This window comes from Peribacillus sp. Bi96 (genome assembly GCF_918698115.1).
Taxonomy (GTDB): Bacteria; Bacillota; Bacilli; order Bacillales; family DSM-1321; genus Peribacillus.
The window spans coordinates 39158-60280 of the sequence record NZ_CAKKLV010000010.1; the positions used below are offsets into that span (position 1 = coordinate 39158).

20 protein-coding genes are annotated in these 21123 nt (G+C 42.4%); 3 read left to right on the forward strand and 17 right to left on the reverse strand.

Going from position 1 to position 21123, the window contains the following annotated elements:
• Positions 1–142: 142 nt before the first annotated feature.
• The 10 genes from trxB to LQ203_RS14070 all read right to left on the reverse strand — a co-directional run bounded on the left by trxB (position 143) and on the right by LQ203_RS14070 (position 9725).
• Positions 143–1090, reverse strand: coding sequence for a thioredoxin-disulfide reductase (gene trxB / locus LQ203_RS14025; protein ID WP_230159001.1), 948 nt, complete (start codon positions 1088–1090; stop codon positions 143–145).
• Positions 1091–1193: 103 nt separating this feature from the next.
• On the reverse strand, positions 1194–2696 hold the full coding sequence (locus LQ203_RS14030) for a tetratricopeptide repeat protein (protein WP_230159002.1): 1503 nt from the start codon (positions 2694–2696) through the stop codon (positions 1194–1196).
• Positions 2697–3145: 449 nt separating this feature from the next.
• Positions 3146–3802, reverse strand: coding sequence for a bifunctional phosphoribosyl-AMP cyclohydrolase/phosphoribosyl-ATP diphosphatase HisIE (gene hisIE / locus LQ203_RS14035; protein ID WP_230159003.1), 657 nt, complete (start codon positions 3800–3802; stop codon positions 3146–3148).
• Positions 3799–4557: an imidazole glycerol phosphate synthase subunit HisF gene (hisF, locus tag LQ203_RS14040; RefSeq protein ID WP_230159004.1), complete on the reverse strand. Its 759-nt coding sequence runs from the start codon at positions 4555–4557 to the stop codon at positions 3799–3801. The genes hisIE and hisF overlap by 4 nt, the downstream gene beginning before the upstream one ends.
• The gene (hisA, locus tag LQ203_RS14045; RefSeq protein ID WP_230159005.1) at positions 4558–5292 is read right to left on the reverse strand and encodes a 1-(5-phosphoribosyl)-5-[(5-phosphoribosylamino)methylideneamino]imidazole-4-carboxamide isomerase; all 735 of its coding nucleotides are present in this window, start codon (positions 5290–5292) and stop codon (positions 4558–4560) included.
• Positions 5289–5921 carry an imidazole glycerol phosphate synthase subunit HisH gene (gene hisH / locus LQ203_RS14050; protein WP_230159006.1) on the reverse strand — a complete coding sequence of 211 codons (633 nt, stop codon included), beginning with the start codon at positions 5919–5921 and terminating at the stop codon, positions 5289–5291. The genes hisA and hisH overlap by 4 nt, the downstream gene beginning before the upstream one ends.
• Positions 5922–6509 (reverse strand): imidazoleglycerol-phosphate dehydratase HisB, encoded by a 588-nt coding sequence (gene hisB, locus LQ203_RS14055; protein WP_230159007.1) that lies wholly within the window; start codon positions 6507–6509, stop codon positions 5922–5924.
• 102 nt (positions 6510–6611) lie between these two features.
• A complete protein-coding gene (gene hisD, locus LQ203_RS14060; RefSeq protein WP_230159008.1) occupies positions 6612–7892 on the reverse strand; it encodes a histidinol dehydrogenase in 1281 nt (426 codons plus the stop codon).
• Between the two features lie 26 nt (positions 7893–7918).
• Positions 7919–8548 carry an ATP phosphoribosyltransferase gene (gene hisG / locus LQ203_RS14065; RefSeq protein WP_230159009.1) on the reverse strand — a complete coding sequence of 210 codons (630 nt, stop codon included), beginning with the start codon at positions 8546–8548 and terminating at the stop codon, positions 7919–7921.
• Positions 8541–9725 carry an ATP phosphoribosyltransferase regulatory subunit gene (locus LQ203_RS14070; RefSeq protein WP_230159010.1) on the reverse strand — a complete coding sequence of 395 codons (1185 nt, stop codon included), beginning with the start codon at positions 9723–9725 and terminating at the stop codon, positions 8541–8543. The genes hisG and LQ203_RS14070 overlap by 8 nt, the downstream gene beginning before the upstream one ends.
• Positions 9726–10199: 474 nt before the next feature.
• On the opposite strand from LQ203_RS14070, the gene LQ203_RS14075 reads away from it, so the two are divergent.
• The 3 genes from LQ203_RS14075 to LQ203_RS14085 all read left to right on the forward strand — a co-directional run bounded on the left by LQ203_RS14075 (position 10200) and on the right by LQ203_RS14085 (position 12126).
• Complete coding sequence (locus LQ203_RS14075; protein ID WP_230159011.1) at positions 10200–11249, forward strand: processed acidic surface protein; 1050 nt, start codon at positions 10200–10202, stop codon at positions 11247–11249.
• A gap of 1 nt (position 11250) precedes the next feature.
• On the forward strand, positions 11251–11910 hold the full coding sequence (locus LQ203_RS14080; protein ID WP_230159012.1) for a class D sortase: 660 nt from the start codon (positions 11251–11253) through the stop codon (positions 11908–11910).
• Between the two features lie 72 nt (positions 11911–11982).
• A complete protein-coding gene (locus LQ203_RS14085; protein WP_230159013.1) occupies positions 11983–12126 on the forward strand; it encodes a hypothetical protein in 144 nt (47 codons plus the stop codon).
• A gap of 36 nt (positions 12127–12162) precedes the next feature.
• On the opposite strand, the gene LQ203_RS14090 is transcribed toward LQ203_RS14085, so the two are convergent.
• The 7 genes from LQ203_RS14090 to uvrA form a co-directional block, all read right to left on the reverse strand.
• Entirely contained in the window at positions 12163–12681 is a 519-nt protein-coding gene (locus LQ203_RS14090) for an acyltransferase (protein ID WP_230159014.1), read from the reverse strand.
• Positions 12678–13346: a pyrophosphatase PpaX gene (gene ppaX / locus LQ203_RS14095; protein ID WP_230159015.1), complete on the reverse strand. Its 669-nt coding sequence runs from the start codon at positions 13344–13346 to the stop codon at positions 12678–12680. Before ppaX ends, LQ203_RS14090 begins: the two co-directional genes overlap by 4 nt.
• Entirely contained in the window at positions 13336–14277 is a 942-nt protein-coding gene (locus LQ203_RS14100; RefSeq protein ID WP_230159099.1) for a nucleoside recognition domain-containing protein, read from the reverse strand. The genes ppaX and LQ203_RS14100 overlap by 11 nt, the downstream gene beginning before the upstream one ends.
• A gap of 30 nt (positions 14278–14307) precedes the next feature.
• Complete coding sequence (lgt, locus tag LQ203_RS14105) at positions 14308–15120, reverse strand: prolipoprotein diacylglyceryl transferase (protein ID WP_230159016.1); 813 nt, start codon at positions 15118–15120, stop codon at positions 14308–14310.
• 27 nt (positions 15121–15147) lie between these two features.
• Positions 15148–16083, reverse strand: a complete 936-nt coding sequence (hprK, locus tag LQ203_RS14110) for an HPr(Ser) kinase/phosphatase (protein WP_230159017.1) — start codon at positions 16081–16083, stop codon at positions 15148–15150.
• Between the two features lie 828 nt (positions 16084–16911).
• The gene (locus tag LQ203_RS14115) at positions 16912–18012 is read right to left on the reverse strand and encodes a DUF4097 domain-containing protein (protein WP_230159018.1); all 1101 of its coding nucleotides are present in this window, start codon (positions 18010–18012) and stop codon (positions 16912–16914) included.
• Between the two features lie 230 nt (positions 18013–18242).
• Positions 18243–21122: an excinuclease ABC subunit UvrA gene (gene uvrA, locus LQ203_RS14120; protein ID WP_230159019.1), complete on the reverse strand. Its 2880-nt coding sequence runs from the start codon at positions 21120–21122 to the stop codon at positions 18243–18245.
• Between the last annotated feature and the right edge of the window lies 1 nt (position 21123).

Sequence of the window (21123 nt, forward strand, 5' to 3'; positions counted from 1 at the left end):
CAGATTCTTAATCTGTGTCCTCAAACGTTTATAATTAAAGGGGGTCAACTTCTACTCTTACTATACCCAATCATTATTTCACGCGTGTTACAACATCGTTAAAACCGAATTACGATGTATGAATTTTTGTAACCAAAACTTTTTAAGCCTTTGGCTGCAATTTTTCTTGGAGTTCCTCAACATAATGCTGAGCGGCTTGAGCGGCAATGCTTCCATCACCTGTTGCTGTAACGATTTGACGTAATGTTTTTTCACGAACGTCACCAGCTGCAAAAATGCCCGGGACGCGTGTCTCCATCAAATCATTCGTTTCTATATAGCCTGTAGCATTCAAGATGCCTAGCTTTTCAAAAGGTTTAGTTAGCGGAAGCATTCCAATATAAATGAATACACCGTCTGCGTCCATCTTAGTTTCTTCACCGTTTACAGTGGAAACTAGAGTGACACCACCGACTTTGCCGCCTTCTTCATTGATTTCCTTTAAAGTATGATTCCAGATGAAGTCAATTTTTTCATTGGCAAACGCACGATCCTGAAGGATCTTTTGCGCACGAAGTTCATCACGTCTGTGAACGATTGTCACTTTTGAAGCAAAGCGAGTTAAGTACACGCCCTCTTCAACTGCAGAGTCTCCTCCGCCGATTACGAACAATTCCTTTTGCTTGAAGAAAGCTCCATCACAAACCGCACAATACGATACACCGCGGCCGCCTAATTCTTTTTCGCCTGGAACGCCGATTTTTTTGTATTCGGCACCCGAAGAAATAATGATTGAACGTGCTTTGAATTCCTTGGAACCAGCAATGATGGTTTTATACTCTTCGCCGTCGATGATTTCCTTTACATCCCCATAAGCATACTCCGCACCGAATTTCTTCGCATGGTCAAACATTTTCGTTGAAAGTTCAGGTCCGAGGATCGTATCAAATCCAGGATAATTTTCAACTTCCTCCGTATTGGCCATTTGTCCGCCAGGTACGCCGCGTTCCAACATCAATGTTGAAAGGTTCGCACGTGATGTATAGACAGCAGCCGTCATCCCTGCAGGACCAGCTCCAATAATAACAACGTCATAAATTTTTTCAGACATGTTCTCACTCCTCCATATTCCATACCAAATGGAACCTTCACTACGGTTAGTGTTCCCTACCTATTATCCTATATAACAAATAATTTTTCGTCCAAATATCTGCTCACTCCAGAAGGTTTTGAACCAACTTTACGTATTTCGATAGGGTGGAAACCGAAATGAAATGTTTGTCTGCGATAGCCTGTTTGCTCGCTTTCTCGTTTTTGAGCTGATTCCACACGTATTCCACCGCAGAGGCCCAGCCTGCTGGATTATTTAGTTTCTGCTCGGACTTCACCGCTTCGATAAATACGGAAAACCACATTAAATAGAGCCCTGCTTCATCTAATTGAATCGGTTGAAAATGCTGATATAATATCTCCGCTGTACGATCAGCAAAATCAATCGGTGTTAATTGGCGATCTTTAGCAGGAGCTTGAACAAGGTCGGCATAATCCCGTTCCAAATCAGTGAAATTCTGATTAAGATTGAGTACTTGGTTTTTCAATAGCTTCTGTTTATGGTCCGAATGTTTCAGAAGAAAGATGGCAAACAGCCTTTCTTCGATGAATTCGCTTTCCAGCCTTTTTATAATAGATGGAAAATGGTGTTCAAAACCATCTGTAGTCGCATTCATATCTCCCCAAGGCTCCATGCCTTCCTTTTCCGGGTTCATTTCCACGACCTTTTTCCAAGCCTTTCTGGCAACTTGTTCATGACCTAAGTGAAAAGCGGATATAGTAAGCCAATAGTAGAAGGTTCCGTCTCCCTCGAACCCTTGCTTTTGCAATGCTTTTAGCCATTTATATGCAGAGGCATAGTTTCCGATCAAAGCGAAGGTTGCTCCAAGCTTGAACCGATGTTCGGATAGCATTGGCCGAATTTTCTCCAACATCTCTATGAGTTCTTCAACTTTTGCTTCATCTTGTTGATAATGATGAAAAACAACAAGGTTACATAGTGCATGGAGGTTACCTGGACTTTTTTCCAGTACTTCATCAAGTGTTTCAAAAGCCTCATCTACTTGACCAAGGTAAAAATATGCCAGTGCCAAGTTATTATAAGCGGACCAGTATTCTTCGTATTCAGCAATCGTTTCTTTCAGTACTTCGATGGCCTTCGGGAAATTCCCTGATTCCAAATACTCGCGGGCCTTCTCCTGTTTAGTAATGAGCCCATCATGCTTAAAGGGATTTTCTTCTGATTCATCCGACTCAAAAGTTATCAATTCAAGCAGATCCTCGGCGTCATCGCTGAACTCCCCATCTTCTTCTTTATCAAGATAAGCACTAGCGTGACGGTAAGCTTCCTTGAACATGCCTAAGTGGGCATAATTATTCGCCAGGAAGTAATGGCATTCCGACATATAAGGATCCATCACATCCAATATATTTTCCAAGAGGTTGTTTGAATAATTATATTCACCGATTTCCGAACATGTGATTGCCAATTGACAGGCTATCATCGGTTCTGCCGGTTCAAGTTCCAGCGCACGTTCCAAGTATTTTTTTGATTTTGGTAATTCTCGTCTATGATATGCTTTTAAACCCTTGGTGAAATAATACTCACCTGTTGGGTGAAAGGTTAGAATTTTTGCCTGTTGGCCAAATTTAGAGTCTTTACTCATGTAATCCTCCATCTACAAGTTGATTAACCATAGTATTATAACATATTGGAGTAATTTTGCCGAACAATTCAAGAAAATGGAAAATGGGAGTTGCCATGCTTTCTTTAAGAAAAAATCAAAGTATATTCCTAGTCAAATGGGAATTCAAGATTGCATCTCATAGACGTAAATAAAAAAAAGCCCTCCTATTGACGGAGGACACAAACTGTAGACAAACTCGATGAAAATCAAGTTTGTCTACTGCTTTTTAAGGGGTTGTACAATTTGAACGTTGATTTCCTCTCCAGGCACTCGCCTTCCGCGGGCGGTCCGCCCTCGTCGCCATTGCGCCTGCGGGGTCTCCCCAAGACACGCTTTTCTAAGCAGGAGTCTCGCTTGTTTTAAAATTTTGATAGAATCCCTTTCGTCTACAAACTGAACCCTCCTCTATTACGGAGAGAAATCATCATTCATTCGGTTTCTTTAGGCTCGTCCTTATCGGAATGTCTAGCCTTCAATACATCAAGCACCGCTTGGAAAGGCAACTCTTGTTCTTGAAGAAGAACGAATAAGTGATAGAGAAGATCGGCACTTTCCATGGAAAGTTCCTCTGCATCGCGGTTTTTAGCAGCAATGATCACTTCTGACGCTTCTTCACCTACTTTTTTCAGGATTTTATCCACACCCTTATCGAATAAGTAGGTTGTATATGAACCTTCAGGCATTTCCGATTTTCTTCTTGCAATCAACTTTTCCAAATCCGTCAAGAATGTCACATTCGTTTTCACCGCTAGACGGGCTTCAGTGTTTTCGTAAATCGATTCGCTAAAACAGCTTGTTGCTCCAGTATGGCATGCAGGACCTGCAGGAACTACTTGAACGACCAATGCGTCTTGATCGCAGTCATACTTCATCTCGACGATTTTCTGTGTATTTCCGCTGGTTGCTCCTTTATGCCATATTTCATTGCGCGAACGGCTGAAGAAAACCGTTTCACCCTTTTCGATGGACAATTCTAGAGATTCTTTATTCATATAAGCAAGTGTCAGCACTTCGCCGCTTCGTACATCTTGGACAATTGCCGGTATTAGACCTTTTTCGTCGTATTTAATAGTTTCAAGATTCATCGTACAACCACTCCTTGTTGTTTGAGAAACGCTTTAACTTCTTTGACCGATGTTTCTTTATAATGAAAAATCGATGCGGCTAAGGCTGCATCTGCTTTACCTTCTTCAAAGGCCACCTGGAAGTGCTCGGCATTACCAGCACCGCCTGAGGCGATGACCGGCACCGAAACAGCTTCTGATACCGCTTTTGTTAAAGCGATATTAAACCCCTGTTTCTCCCCGTCACAATCCATGCTTGTCAATAAAATTTCGCCTGCACCGCGGCTGACAGCTTCTTTCGCCCAGTCGATCACTTCCCATTCAGTCGGTTTTCTGCCGCCATGGGTATATACGCGCCATGATCCTAGCTCTTCATCATATCGAGCATCAATAGCGACTACGATACATTGGGCACCAAAATACTCTGAACCTTCATTAATTAAGTCAGGACGAAGAACGGCTGCTGTATTTAAGGATACTTTATCTGCACCTGCACGTAATATTTTCTTCATATCCGCTAATGAATTAATGCCACCGCCAACTGTGAACGGGATTGCCAAGCTGCCAGCTACCGCTTGAACGACGTCGACTATCGTTTCCCTGCCTTCATGTGATGCGGAAATATCCAGAAAGACGAGCTCATCGGCACCTTCCTGGTCGTAAAAGGCTGCAAGCTCAACAGGATCTCCAGCATCTCTTAGTGAAACAAATTGTATGCCTTTAACTACACGCCCATCTTTTACATCGAGACAAGGAATAATTCGTTTAGTGAGCATTTAATCACGCACCTTTTCTAGTGCTTCTTCTACAGTAAAGCGATTCGTATATAGCGCCTTGCCAATGATTGCCCCTGCAACTCCTTGCGCTACATACTCTTTGAGGGTGACAAGGTCTTCCAGGGAACTAATTCCGCCCGAAGCAATCACATTTTTCCCAGTTGCCTCCGCCATAGCCAAGATACCTTTTACATTCGGGCCTGAAAGCATGCCATCCGTCGCAATATCAGTAACGATAAAGGTCTCTGCACCAGCATCGGCCAGCAGTTTACCAAGCTCTATTGCCAGTGTTTCAGACGTTTGAAGCCAACCATGTGTAGCAACCTTGCCATCCTTCGCATCTATGCCGATTGCAATATTCTTTCCATATTTCCTAATCATATCTTTCGTGAAATCAGGATTTGAAACGGCGGTGCTGCCTAGAATGACACGTTCTACTCCATTATCCAGATAGTGTGCGATATCTCGTTCCGTACGGATGCCGCCGCCGATCTGGATGCGGGCACCTAACTCTTTTGCTGCTTTAATCACGTATGAATCATTAATGCGAACTCCTTCTTTGGCTCCGTCCAGGTCGACCATATGTATCCAATCGGCTCCTTGGTCCGCAAAGCTTTTAGCCATATCGAAGGGGGAATCGCCATAAACGGTTTCCTGATTGTAATCGCCCTGGATTAAGCGGACGCATTTGCCTCCGCGCATATCAATCGCCGGGTAAATAGTAAAGTTGCTCATGCCCTTTCCTTCCCTTCTACTAATGACAGATAATTTCTCAAGAGTGACATGCCCATCTTCCCGCTTTTTTCCGGATGGAACTGCATGCCGAACACATTGCCTTTACCAACTATTGCCGGCACTTCCACATCATATGTCGCCGAAGCGGTAATGAAAGATTCATCCGTATCGACATAGTAAGAATGGACGAAATAAACATGTTCCTCTTCAAGACCCTCATTCACTGGTGACGCGTGTTTAAATTCAAGACGATTCCAGCCCATGTGCGGCACTTTATAAACCTGGTCATTCGCATCCACTCCCTTAAAACGAACGACTTTACCCGGTATAAGGGATAATCCCTTTGCCGGTCCATTCTCCTCACTTTCATCAAAGAGAAGCTGCATACCAAGGCAGATGCCTAATAGATAACCTCCATCGGCTACATGTTCCCTCAGGAATTTATCCAGCTTTTGTTTTTCCAAGAGACTCATGGCATCCCTGAAAGAACCAACACCGGGAAGTATGATCCCTTTCGACTTTGAAAGTTCTTTTGGGTCATCGGAAATGAATGAATCGGCACCAAGGCGCTCAAGCCCTTTACTTACAGAAAATAAATTCCCCATGCCATAATCGACAATCCCGATCATTTACAACATTCCTTTCGTAGAAGGGATGCCTTTGACACGCGGATCGATGGTCGTAGCTTCATCCAAAGCACGTCCCAGCGCTTTGAATATTGCTTCGATCATATGATGTGTGTTGTGACCGTAATGAACGACTACATGCAAATTCATCCTTGCTTCAAGAGCGAATTTCCAAAGGAACTCATGCACCAGTTCCGTATCGAAAGTACCGACCTTTTGCGAAGGAAACTCAGCCCGGAACTCCAGGTGCGGACGATTGCTTAAATCGATGACAACCTGTGCGAGTGCTTCATCCATCGGTACGAAAGCATTTCCGTAACGTTTTATCCCGCGCTTATCACCAAGTGCCTCCAACAACGTTTGACCTAAGCAAATGCCAATATCTTCAGTTGTATGATGATCATCGACCTCAGTATCGCCGTTTGCATCTACGGACAAATCAAACTTCCCGTGTTTCGTGAACAAATCAAGCATATGTGTCATAAACGGAACGCCCGTCTTAATCGAGGAATTCCCTTCCCCATCCACACCAAACCTTAAGCTGATCTCCGTTTCATTCGTCTTTCGTTCCACACTAGCAAAACGTTCCATTACAACTCCTCCTCATCGGGGTATGACCCCTTTTCCCAAGATGTAAACTGCATTTCAAAAGTCTTTATATTCAGTGTTTGTTATTTTATAAGGTATCAGGCACTATTTACTGGATTCATCCACTCCACGAGATTCAATGGCTCGAGCGTGAGCCTCAAGCCCTTCCATGCGGGCAAATCCAGTGATTTTCTCTGCATTTTGGCGGAAGGCCGTTTCACTATACATGATGATGCTCGATTTCTTTTGGAAATCATCCACATTAAGCGGGCTGGAAAAACGGGCGGTTCCATTGGTAGGGAGCACATGATTGGGACCTGCAAAATAATCCCCAACCGGCTCAGAACTAAATCGGCCAATGAAGATTGCCCCGGCATGCCTGATTTTAGCCATCACTTCCAGTGCATCATTGGTCACGATTTCCAAATGTTCTGGTGCAAGTTCATTGATTGCTTCAACTGCTTCCGCCATATTCCCGCATACAACGATTCGTCCATAGTCCTTTATGGATGCTGCAGCAATATCACGGCGCGGAAGTAACGCCACCTGCTTGGCCACTTCTGAGGCCACTTCTTCTGCAAGAATCATTGACGTCGTAACCAAAACACTGCAAGCACGGGCATCATGTTCTGCCTGTGACAGCAAGTCTGCCGCAACTTCTGTGGCAATGGCAGATTCGTCTGCCAACACCGCTATTTCACTTGGACCAGCAATCATATCAATGGCCACATCCCCAAATACTTCCCGCTTCGCTAACGCCACATAAATATTTCCTGGCCCCACTATTTTATCGACTTTCTTTATTGTTTCCGTCCCATAAGCGAGAGCCGCTATGGCCTGAGCCCCACCAACCTTATAGATTTCCGTGATTCCGGCAATTTTGGCAGCAGCTAAAACGACTGGCTCTAACTTCCCATCTTTCCCTGGAGGAGATACCATAACGATCCGTTCCACACCCGCAGCCTTTGCAGGCATCGAATTCATCAGTACAGACGAAGGGTATGCAGCTGTGCCCCCAGGTACGTAAATGCCAACAGCATCAAGAGGCGTTATTTTTTGTCCTAGCATCGTTCCCGTTTCATCTGTCGTAAACCATGAATTTCGAATTTGTTTCTCGTGAAACAATTGAATATTATTCGCAGCTTCTTGAATAATAGTAAGCTGCTCCGTAGGTAAGGACGCTGTCGCTTCTTCCATTTCCTGTTCCGATACACGTAATTCCTCTAGTGTGACACCATCAAAACGTTCGGTATAACTATGTAAAGCGGCGTTTCCTCTGTTCCTGACATCATAAATAATATCCTGGACCGCTTTTCGTTGATCCGCAGTACCTGCATCAACCGAACGTTTCAGTGAAATCCCTTCTGCAAACTGTTCAATTTTCATACGCTCACCTCATTAGCGATTCTTTACTATCCAATGATTTCTGCTAATCGATCCACAATTTCCGTAATTCTTGCTTCTTTTAAACGATAGCTGACAGGGTTTGCCACCAGCCTCGAAGTCACATCGGCTATTTTTGCATATTCAACTAGACCATTTTCCTTCAATGTCTGTCCCGTTGAAACGATATCGACGATTCGTTCAGCCAAACCAATTAATGGTGCTAACTCAATAGATCCATTCAATTTAATAATCTCGACTTGCTCTCCCTGCTCGCGGAAGTAACTGGAGGCAACATTCGGATATTTACTGGCTATTTTAGGGGCGATGTCACTTATTTTCGTTCCAGGCAGACCAGCTACGGCTAAGTAGCATGCACTGATTTTCAAATCAAGTAACTCATATACATCACGTTCTTCTTCCAACATGACATCCTTGCCTGCAATTCCAATGTCAGCCACGCCGTGTTCCACATAGGTTACGACATCCATCGGTTTAGCTAAAATGAAACGCAGGTTCTCCTCTTCCACATCAAGGATCAACTTTCGGGAATCATCAAACTCAGGAGGGAGACGAAAACCCGCCCCTCTTAATAGCTCTGCCGCTTCTTCAAATATTCTCCCTTTTGGCATCGCAATCGTTAAAAAGCTATTATTCATCTTTTCCACTCCCTCCATTCCCTACAAATAAATGCACCTCAGAAAATGTCCTTGTAAAGGCATCGACATTTTGAACGACTGTAATATCTTGAATCGTTATCCTTTTTCCTTCGGATCGTTTCATTCTTGCAAATTCAATGGCTTCCAATCGTCGTTCGGGACTGAATAAAATACATTCTGGCGCAGTAGGCTGCATCGGCTCCCCAAGAGCTTCTGCAAGACGATCCACACGGATTGCAAAACCTGTGGCCGAAGCATTCCAGCCGAACTTTTCAAGCAGATTATCATACCGCCCGCCATTACCGATTGGTGAACCCACTTGCCCCGCATACACTTCAAATAAAGTTCCAGTATAATAACTCATATGACTGACCAATGTTAAATCAAAGCTCACATATTGTTCGATGCCAAATTCTTTCAACTGCACTGCCAATTCCTTCAGTTCAGCCAAAGAATCTTGCCCTTTATTGTTTTCAACTAACCCCAGCGCCTTTTTCAGGGTGTCTTCACTGCCCCTTAATGAGGTAAACTCGATAAGCCGTTGTTTATCAATCGATGAAAGCGGAAGCGATTTTACATGCTCCCGAAAACCAACATAATTCTTTTCATATAAAAACTTCCTTAATATAGAGGCTCTTTCCTCCGTACCTAGAATGCTTAAGAAAAATTCTTGTAAAAAGCCGATATGTCCAATGGAAATCTTGAATTCCATAAGGCCGGCCGCCTTTAATACATCCGCAAGCAGCGCAATCATTTCAGCATCGGCACTTATTGACTTATTTCCGATACACTCAATACCAATCTGTTCGAATTCAGCCGGCCTGCCTCCTTCACGCTGCTGGGCCCGGTATACATTCGCGGAATAGGCCAGGCGAAGCGGAATTTGCTGTTTTAACAGTTTGGATGCCGCGACCCTTGCAATGGGTGCTGTCATATCGGGACGCAATACGAGCGTATGTCCCTGAGAATCGAGAAGTTTAAACAACTGTTGATCTAAAATTGCCGAAGCCTCGCCAATTGTTTCATAATATTCCAATGCAGGCGTTTCAATAAATTGATAACCCCACTTCTTGATTTCCTCACTCATTTTATTTCTTGCCGACACTTTCGTTTCATAAAACACCGGCAATGTATCTCTCATGCCTAACGGTTTCTCAAACATAAATGGCTTTGTCACAACTGCACATCCTTTTGAAATATTGATTACTATATATATCCAATCGGTCTGCCTTAAGCAAAAACCAATGTCATTTCCATTATTCCTTTTTGTATATACCTTTATCTTTCCAAGATTGCACGCTTAAATCCTAATTTCAGATAACATATAAAAATAGTATCAAACAAAATGCCATAATCATATAAATACTCAAAATAATCTATTAAAACACTTTAGTTCGCTAATATGGTAACAAGTTGAAGTTATTAATAGTTTACCCCTGCCCCTACCTCACGTCAAGGAAAAGCTGCCAAATTCCATACCCCCATTCACATTGCGTACATGGCTATTTCCTCGAACAGAATCTGAACCTTTTTCCCCGGACCCATCCTCCCATCTTTAGCCATTCATTGTTATTAATGTATACCTTTTGGTTTAGCTGTTTTATAATACTTAGGAGTTTGGATATATTAGATTTTTTAGGAGGAAATGGAATTGAAGAGATTTTTTTCGTTTTTTGTGGCGCTTGTCGTTCTTTTTTCGCTGGGTTTAAACGGAACGAAGGGTTTTGCAGCAACTAAGATCAACCAGGATGAGCTTAATGCATACCTTACTGAAGTTAGAATGACGCAAGAAGAATTGGAAGAGTATTTAGCCTATTATGACTTAACATTAAATGAGCTGGAATCGGTAGAAGAGCTGCGTGATACGTTAGGACCTACCGTCACTTCTGAAACTATACAGAATTTACTTAAAGAATATGAAATGACAGAAGCTGAACTTACGGAATTATTAATAGATTATGGCGAACTAGAAGAAGGAGATTCCATCATCGATACCTTCCACTTCATTTACGACATAGAAGATATTATCGATTTAGAAATGGATTACGATGATGAAGAGCTGGAATATGACGATGAAGAGATCATCGATTTAATGGATGGACTTTTTACTGAGATCGGTCTTACAGATGAGGAACTTGACAAATTCATGAACCACCTTTTACCTATCGTCGAAGACCCGACTTTTGAAGATCGTTTAATGGCCATTTCAGATAGGATGGACAAACTCGAGTATTTCGAAACAATTGATGAATTGTCTCCAGAACAAGTAGCGGAATTGCTTTCTATATATAATGATCTGCAAAGCTTGCTGCAAATTCAATTCAAATTCGCCTTAATTCAGGACGGTGTCACTAAAAATCTATCACTTGAAGCTTTATTCCAGCTAAAAGAATTGACGAATGCTAGTTTACTAGTTTCCATTTACGATTTAAGCGGCAACCTTTTGCTCGACTTTATATTGACAGGTGAAATGATTGGTTCCGATTTAGTGAAAGAAACCGGTAATGACATTAAACAGTCCACTGAGGTCATTTCAAAAGTCGTAGATGTAAAAAAAGAAAAGAAGAAACCCGCACATAAAACGGAAAAGGGCGGATTGCTTCCTAAAACGGCTGGTAATTACCTATTCGAAACTTTAATCGGTTTAGTGTTGATGGGTATTGCCTTTGGTTTAATTAGAAAAGCGAGACTTGCTAATTAAGATGAGCGCAAATAGGCAATCCAAGCATAAGAAAAAATGGTTACTTATCACTGCTGCTTGCTTTTTATCCTTAGGTTTTTATTTTACAACGACAAACGCCTATACACTTTTGAAAGGCTATGCCATATATAAATGGAATAAGCATGAAACAACCGATGGGGCTGAGGTGAACGAGGCTACGGCTAAGATCCACGAGCCGAAGGCGCAAGCAGATATTCCCGACGGGGTTGAACTATATGATAAGCAACCGGAGACAGGTGATTTGATGGGGGAGCTTTATATTCCAAAAATTGAAGCAACACTCCCAATTTATCACGGAACCGACGAAGATGAGCTCGAAAAGGGTGTCGGCCATTATGCAGGTTCGGTTCTACCCGGTGAAAAGGATAATTCCGTTTTATCTGGTCATCGAGATACCATTTTTAGAGAGCTGGGTGAAGTCGGTCAAGGAGACTTGCTGATTGCCAAAACAGAAGCTGGTACGTTTACATATAAAGTGAGGAAGGTACGTATCGTCGATGCTGATGACCGTACCGTAATCGTTCCCAAACCTAAAGCCACACTTACAGTAACAACTTGCTATCCTTTTTCATATATTGGTAGTGCACCAGAACGATACGTATTGGTTGCCGATTTATTGAAAACGGAAATAGCTAAATGAGATATGGGGACTGAAGTCATTCAGTCCTCTCTTCATTCATCATAAAAAGATGGTAGGAGGGCCAGTTTGATTATGGATAAACAAGCTCAGGAGAAGTTTTTCCAAATATTGAAAGACACTTATGAAACGACAGTGCACAAGGAAAATATATCGATCAACGAAGTCATTGATCATCTAAAGAATGAACTGACTCCACTATACCCAAAATGCCATTAAAAAAGGACGTGCCGCATAAATGGGCAAGTCCTTTTTTCATATGGAAGTTTGCTGATCCCTCTCAAGCATTTCCTCTTTGGTATAGATGATTTTCATTGGATTTCCGCCGACAAAAGCTCCCTCTGGAACATCCTTATGGACAAGTGTCCCCGCAGAAACAATCGCTCCATTACCGATTGTAAGTCCTGGAAGAATCGTAGAATTGGCTCCAATCAATACTTCATCTCCAATGACTACCTCTCCTAAACGGTATTCTTGAATTAAATATTCATGAGCAAGAATCGTCGTATTATAGCCAATGACTGTATTCATTCCCACGGATATTTTTTCAGGAAACATCACATCCGGCATGACCATCAAGGCAAAGGAAGTATGCTTTCCGACTTTCATATGTAAAAAAGTCCTATAAAGCCAATTCTTCATACCTAGAAAAGGTGTATAACGCGCAAGCTGAATCACCACAAAGTTCTTTACGACTTTCCAGAATGGAACGGTCTTATACACATGCCATAGTGAATTAGCCCCTTCAACTGGATAGCGGGTCGTGCGTCTCATCTTCTAGCCTCTGTGAGCTTTTCAACCTCAACGATATTTAATAAATCAGCCATTTGCTCAAGCATATAATCAGGATGATAACTTTCCAAAAATTCTCGGCCTTTAATGGACCATGAAACACCTGCCGTTTTTGTACCTGTATTTTTCCCACCGAGAATATCATGATAACTGTCGCCAATCATGATCGCTTCTTCGGGCACCGAACCGAGTTGATCTAAAGCTTTTAACAATGGCTCTGGGTCTGGCTTTGCATTTTCCACTTCATCCAGCGTGACCACCACTTCAAAGAATTGATCCAGTTTGCTTAAACTCAGGCCCTTTTCAACGACATCACGCTTCTTTGTCGTAACGACTGCCAATTTATAGCCGCTCTGCTTCAATGTTTGAACGGTTTCGAACACCCCGTCAAATTGTGTGACAAGCAAATCATGGTTCCGCCAATTATGCTCCCGATAATAAGCAATCATTTCATCCACTCGTTTCGGATCAATGGACGAAAAAGTATCAACCAAAGTCGGTCCGATGAATGGAATGATATCTTCCCGATTGAACTTTCCAGGACAAAAGTGGTTTAAAGTTTCTGTAAAAGAGGCGATGATCAATTCATTTGTATTGATCAACGTTCCATCAAGATCAAATAATAATGTAGTTATGTTACTGTTCATAAACAGCTTCCTTTCTATGTACACTGTCAGTCCGATTCCAAATATACGCAACCACCATCGTTAGAACAACAGCAGTGATTAACCGAATTAACAACAACGGCAATACCGGAATCCCCAGTGGTATAAAAATTAGTGTATCTTCTACAACAGCATGACAAGCAACTAAAAAAATGAATGCAATTGTCATATCCTTCTTCGAGACATTATCTTCTTTAGCTGCTTGAATCATTACGCCTGCCCCATATGCCAAACCAAGAGTAAGCCCTGTCACGAAAGGCATGGAAGCATTCGGCTTCATCCCCAGGACTTTCATAAAAGGAGCAAGGGCATTGGAGAAGGCCTCCAGCCATTTTAAATCTTTCATGATTTGAACTACTACCATAAGCGGGATAACGATGACCGCAAGATGGGCAATCCCCGAAAGAGCCTGAATGACCCCATGTAAAAGGATTTCCCCCGCTCCGTTCAACTCAGCAGTCCCGCCGTTAGCCATGCCTTGGGCCATTTCAGACCCGCCCTGCCAAACAAGATTGATGACGACTGCTGACAAAAGCGCCAGCCCGATCCGTACGGTTAAAATGATCCACAGCTTGACACCTGTTTTCATCGCCACACCTGATTCAATCAATAAATTATGTGAAAAAGATAGCATCATAGCGATAATAAATACTTCTTTCACAGTCAAATCAAGCGTTAATATGCCTGCAATCCCTGCATATAAATTCAGGAAATTCCCTAACACGAGCGGTATGGCAGCATCCCCTGGAAGACCGATGAGATTCATTAAAGGAGCTATCAAATTAATGATCCATGGCAATACAGGCGTGTATTGAAGCACAGTAACGATCAGAGTAACTGGAAATATCACTTTTCCCAAAGACCAGGTTGTATTCAAGCCAGAAAGAAGTCCCTTTTTAAGCGAATCTACTATCACTATGCCCTCTCCCTTTACACATATTCCCTATGCATCTAAATATCTTTTGTCTGCCTGCCCACTGACCCTTCTATAGACCATTAAGGCAATGGCTACAATTACTAACACAATGGAGATCACTTGTGCGATGCGCAGCGATTCCGTCAGCATCAAACTATCCGTCCGCAATCCCTCAATGTAAAAGCGGCCGATGGAATACCATAATACATATGTTAAAAATAGCTCACCCCTGCGTAAGTTCACTTTCCGTAAACTTAAGAGGATGATTACACCGATGAGATTCCAAATCGATTCATACAAAAAGGTTGGGTGATAATAAGTACCGTTTATGTACATTTGATTAATGATGAATTCAGGCAAGTGCATATTTTCAAGGAATGACCTTGTTATTTCGCCTCCATGCGCTTCCTGATTCATGAAATTACCCCACCGGCCAATCGCCTGCCCTAACAATAAGCTCGGTGCCGCAATATCCACCAGCTTCCAAAATGAGACTTTTTTGACCTTGGCAAAAACAATAACGGTCAACACCGATCCAATCAGCGCTCCGTGTATGGCAATTCCGCCATTCCATATTTTTATGATATCCCCTGGGTTTTGTGAATAGTACTCCCACTGGAATATGACATAATAAATACGTGCACAAATGATTGCGATAGGGACGGCAAACAAAATCAAATCCGTAAATATTTCCTTATCAAGACCTCTTCGCTCACATTCCCTTAAAGCAATAATAAGACCAAGTAACACACCGAAACCGATGATCAGTCCATACCAGTGCACCTGAATAGGACCAAGATCAATAGCGATCGGATTCAGTGGCTGTATTCCCTGTTCCATATTGTCCCCTCTTTTCCTTTATACCTTTTAAAATTCATCATGCTCCGGATCTGCAATCGCATGATTCAAGCGATCAGAAAACTGTTCTGCAGCATTTACTCCCATTCGTTTCAGGCGATAATTCATCGCTGCCACCTCAATAATAACAGCCAAATTTCGACCAGGACGAACGGGCACGGTAATCTTCGTCACTTCCGTATCGATGATTTTCATTTTTTCTTCATCGAGACCAACCCGGTCATATTGCTTGTTTTTTTCCCAAAGTTCCAGACTGATGACGATTGAAATCTTTTTATTACTACGGACTGCACCTGCTCCGAATAGAGTCATTACATTTATGATTCCCAATCCTCTTATTTCAAGAAGGTGTTCAATCAAATCGGGTGCATTCCCAACCAGCGTATCTTGATCTTCCTGGCGGATTTCGACGCAATCATCAGCAACTAGACGATGACCCCGTTTCACTAATTCAAGAGCTGTCTCACTTTTACCAACACCGCTTTTCCCGGTAATCAACACACCTAATCCATAAATATCCACCAATACACCATGAACAGCTGTGGTTGGTGCCAATCTACTTTCAAGGAAATTGGTCAGACGGCTGTATAAACGTGTTGTCTTCATATTAGATCTCATCACAGGAACGGATTCCCGCTCTGAAGCTTCAATCAACTCTATAGGCACTTCTTGTCCACGCGTAATGATGATGCCTGGAGTAAAGTCCCTGCATAACTCTTCCATCCTCTGTATTCGATCTGGTTCATTCAGCCGATTAAAAAAGGACATCTCCGTCATACCTATAAGCTGTACTCGATCCGCGGGATAATAATCAAAAAAACCGGCTATTTCAAGTCCTGGACGAGATAAATCACTTGTGACAATTGGCCGGTTAATTCCTTCTTCCCCACTGATAAGTTCTAGACCGAACGCTTCTACTATATCTTTTGTACGGACTTTTGCCATATATCTTTCCTCCTTTAGGAGCGATGCTATTTTTTAGAGATACTTTTTCTATTTTAGCATTTTTCTGTTAATAACCAAACAAAGCATTATCGATTTATTGTTTTTTTATTCACTCACCCGGATGATGGCAGCGGGAAGGTCCCCGTGTATAGGAAAGAGATGAGAGGAACATACCTGCTGCTTCCGCTCGTATGATTACAATGTAAAAGAAAGCCCTCCAGTTATATTTGCGGGTTTAACCTGTAGAGGGTTTGTAACATTTGAATGTTCTTTTCCATTCCAGGCACTCGCTTTCCGCGAACGGTCCAGGAGCATTCTCGGCTCTCTTTGCGCTTGCGGGGTCTTCCTTGGACACGTATTCCTAAGCGGGAGTCTCGTACCTTCCGTTACCATCGAACTTTTCTGAAGAGATTGGCTTTTTTTCGTGGTATTGAGAATCTTGGGTCAATCTCATTTCGGAGACGTTCTGATAAGCACACGTTTCTTTTCAAGCAATTTTCTTTTCAAATTTGTATATATTCGCATTCGCCTTCACATGTGTGGAATCAACGAAAGCGTGTAGGCAAAAGGGTTCTATCTAAATGTTAACGTACAAAACAGTTTACTCACTCATTCCATGCACTTCAGACCGAAATTTTTTTTTGGAAACACATAGAAACAATTGAGCGCGTATTCGCAAATGCAAAAGAAAGCATGGTATGCGTTGGACAACGTTAGGGGGACTTAAAAATTGTCGATGCAGGAAAAGGGTTTTGGAATGAGAGCATTCCAAAACCCTTTTGTCTAAAAACTGAGCCCGCCAGTTAATATGGCGGGCTTTCTTTTTCTTCAGGAAACCGTTATCGCCGCAGTCTTGGTTTCTGCAAAAACATGAAGCACAGGAACCTCTTCTTTAACCGTCTTAAACTTAAGAACCTTTTGAACCACATCACTCTTCTCTTCGATGATGGTCATCCCTTCCAAACTTACGTTAAAACTTCCTAAATTAGATTTCAACTCTCCCTCAATGGCCTTACCAGGGGGCAGGATCAGCTTGACTTTTCCAGTAATGGACCTCGCATGTATAGAGTCACAATCCATCCCAAAATTCGAACAGACGATTTCACCGTTAAAGGTTTGGACATCCAGTTTCTTGAAGTACCCAGCGGCATTAATGGCTCCATTCAGAGTTTCGGCTTCCAAGTCATTAAAGTTTGTATCTGAAATGGTGATCATCCCGTTACCCGTTTCGAGCTCACACGAATCGCCTTTTCCTTGCATGATATGAATGGCACCATTCGCGGTTTTTGCTTTAAGGTTCTCTGATTTCAATGACTCAGTCGTTATGGCACCATTGAACAGTCTTACTTGAATGTCCTCATATTCCTTCCTTGGAATGTACATGATCGTATCGACTTTAATGGCTTTTTCCCGAACCTTGAACTTCATCTTTCCATCTTCAATCGAAAATTCAACTTCTTCTAAAAAGTTTTTTCTCGCTTCTTCTATATCTTCCACCCGGTATACCTTAGCATGGCATTCAACCCGAACATCCTTCTGATCCCATGTAGCAATTTTCACTTTCCCATTGGCTATATCTACATCAACTTCATTGAGGAAATCATAATCATGCTGGAAAATATGACTGACTTCCACAGATTTCCCGAAATTGAAATCAAGGTCCGTTTCTTTTATTTTCTTAAAAGCACTTTCAACGAAATCAATAATCTTTTCCTTCGATGACTGGATATTCTTCTTAAACGTATCCTGAGTACTTCCTTCGCTTTTCTTATCCACGACAACCGTCGATAATTCATTTTGTAGTTTCTGCTCTTTAGCTTCACTTTCCTGACTAGCTTTTTCTAAATCTTCTAAAAGGCCCATGGCTTCGTCCGCTGTTAACTTGCCATCTTGAATCATTTCTAAAATCTTCTTTCTTTCCTCCTGCATGAACATTCCTCGCTTTCTTCTATCATGTTATTCATACATACGCCTAGATATCTAAAAAGTTTCATAAATGCCGTTTTTCCCATCATTCGACAAAGTAATATGACAAAATCTGAAAAGGAAAAAGTATAATTTCCCCGGAAATATCTTGTTTATGCAGTATTTAATCAATTGATTGATTAATTTCACACTGTCATTTTTCTACAAAAAAACAAGCCCGCAGGCTTGTTTTTTTAAGCATGTTCATGCTCCTGTTCTTTTTCTTCAATCCAATTTTCCATGCGAATTTGATCACGTGTAAGTACAGGTTTTAAATATTTACCCGTGTATGATTCGGAAACTTCACATATTTTTTCTGGTGTTCCATAAGTGACGATCGTTCCACCCTTATCTCCGCCTTCTGGACCTAGATCAATAATATGGTCCGCCGTCTTAATGACATCCAGATTATGCTCAATCACTAAAACGGTATCCCCATTATCAACCAGCCGCTGCAGGACTTCGAGCAACCTTGCTATATCATGGACATGAAGTCCTGTTGTCGGTTCATCCAATATATAAAAGGAGCGACCAGTGGAACGGCGATGCAATTCAGAAGCGAGTTTCACCCTTTGCGCTTCACCGCCTGATAAAGTGGTAGCTGGCTGTCCAAGCTTGATATATCCCAAGCCAACGTCAAAAATCGTTTGTAGCTTCCGTTTGATTTTCGGGATATTCTCAAAGAAGCTAACACCTTCCTCAACTGTCATATCAAGAATGTTGGAAATGTTTTTCCCTTTATATTTCACTTCAAGCGTTTCCCGGTTATAACGTTTCCCATGACAGATTTCACATGGTACATAGACATCAGGAAGGAAATGCATTTCAATCTTGATAATGCCATCACCACGGCATGCTTCACAGCGACCGCCCTTCACATTGAAGCTGAACCGTCCTTTTTTATAACCGCGTATCTTTGCTTCATTCGTTGAAGCAAAAACGTCACGAACATCATCGAATACCCCTGTATAGGTAGCTGGATTTGATCGAGGGGTTCTACCTATCGGTGATTGGTCAATATCAATGACTTTGTCTAAGTGTTCAATCCCTTTAATCTCACGAAAGTCCCCAGGTCTAGATTTTGCCCGGTTCAGTTTTTGAGCCAATGACTTATGGAGAATCTCATTCACCAATGTACTTTTCCCTGACCCCGAGACCCCAGTAACAGCTGTAAAGACTCCAAGAGGGAACTTCACATTAACGTTTTTCAAATTATTTTCCTTGGCACCTTTTATTTCAATGACACGGCCATCATTTTTCCGGCGTTCCAAAGGCAATGGAATGAACTTCTTCCCTGCTAAATATTGACCCGTTAATGATTTAGGATTATTCATGACCTCTTCCGGTGTACCAGCGGCCACTATTTCCCCTCCATGGGCACCTGCTCCAGGACCCACATCGATCAAATAATCGGCTGCAAGCATCGTATCTTCATCATGTTCGACGACAATAAGGGTGTTACCGATCTCGCGCATATTTTTCAGCGTTTCAATTAATCGATCGTTATCACGCTGATGCAGCCCAATTGAAGGTTCATCTAAAATGTACAGGACTCCCGTCAATCGGGAACCGATCTGCGTTGCCAATCGTATACGCTGCGCTTCGCCTCCTGATAATGTTCCAGCTGCCCTGCTTAACGTCAAATATTCCAAGCCTACATTAGCCAGGAAACCGAGCCGCTCGCGAATTTCACGTAAAATCAATCTCGCAATTGCAGCTTCCTTTTCCGTCAAGTCAAGCTCATCGAAAAATACTAACGCATCTTCCACTGATAAAGCGGTCGTTTCACTTATATGGACACCTTGGATGAGCACAGAAAGACTCTCTTTTTTCAATCGATGACCCTTACAGGTTGGACAGTGGTGTTCTGACATATATTTCTGCATTTGCTCGCGGATATAGTCTGAACTCGTCTCCTTGAAGCGCCTTTCGATATTTCTTAAAACTCCTTCAAAAGGAATATATCCTTCTTGCACTCTTCCAAAATCATTTTTATAACGGAAATATATCTTATCCTTGCCTGAACCAAGCAAGACCTTCTCCATCTTCTCTGCCGGTAAATCCTTAACGGGCACATCCATATCTATCCCATAATGATTGGCTACCGCTTCAAGAAGCTGAGGATAATATTGTGAGCTTGTCGGCTCCCATGGTGCAATCGCATTTTGACGGAGGCTCAACTCCTTATCCGGTATGACCAGATCTCGGTCCACTTCAAGCCTTGCTCCCAAGCCATCACAATCCGGACAGGCTCCAAAAGGGCTATTGAAGGAGAACATTCTTGGCTCTAACTCTTCAATCGAAAAGCCGCAGTATGGGCACGCATGATGTTCACTGAACAGCAATTCTTCTTCACCCATAACGTCAATGATGACTTTTCCTTCGCCAAGCTTCAGAGCACTTTCCAATGAATCTGCAAGCCTTGCCATGACACCCTCTTTAATGACAATCCGGTCTATAATGACTTCAATTGAATGTTTTTTATTCTTTTCGAGAGTGATCTCTTCACTAAGATCATGCATTTCCCCGTTCACACGGATGCGGACATATCCTTGTTTCTTAACTTCCTCCAAAACTTTTGCATGTGTCCCTTTTCTGCCTGAGACAAGCGGTGCCAATACCTGAAGCTTGGTACGCTCAGGGTAATCCAAAATGCGGTCCACCATTTGCTCAATCGTTTGGGAGGTAATCTCTATATGATGGATCGGACATGTCGGCCTGCCGACCCGTGCATATAACAGCCTTAAATAATCATAGATTTCCGTAACAGTCCCTACGGTTGAACGAGGATTTCGACTGGTCGTTTTCTGGTCTATGGAAATGGCTGGTGACAAACCTTCAATTGCATCGACATCCGGTTTATCCACTTGACCTAAAAATTGACGCGCATAAGCGGACAGTGATTCTACATAACGTCTTTGCCCTTCTGCATAAATCGTATCAAAAGCCAAGGAAGACTTTCCGGATCCGGACAATCCAGTTAGAACGACAAGTTTGTCTCTCGGTATCGTGATATCGATATTCTTTAAATTATTGGCCCTGGCGCCTTTTATCACAATCTTATCCATTGCCATG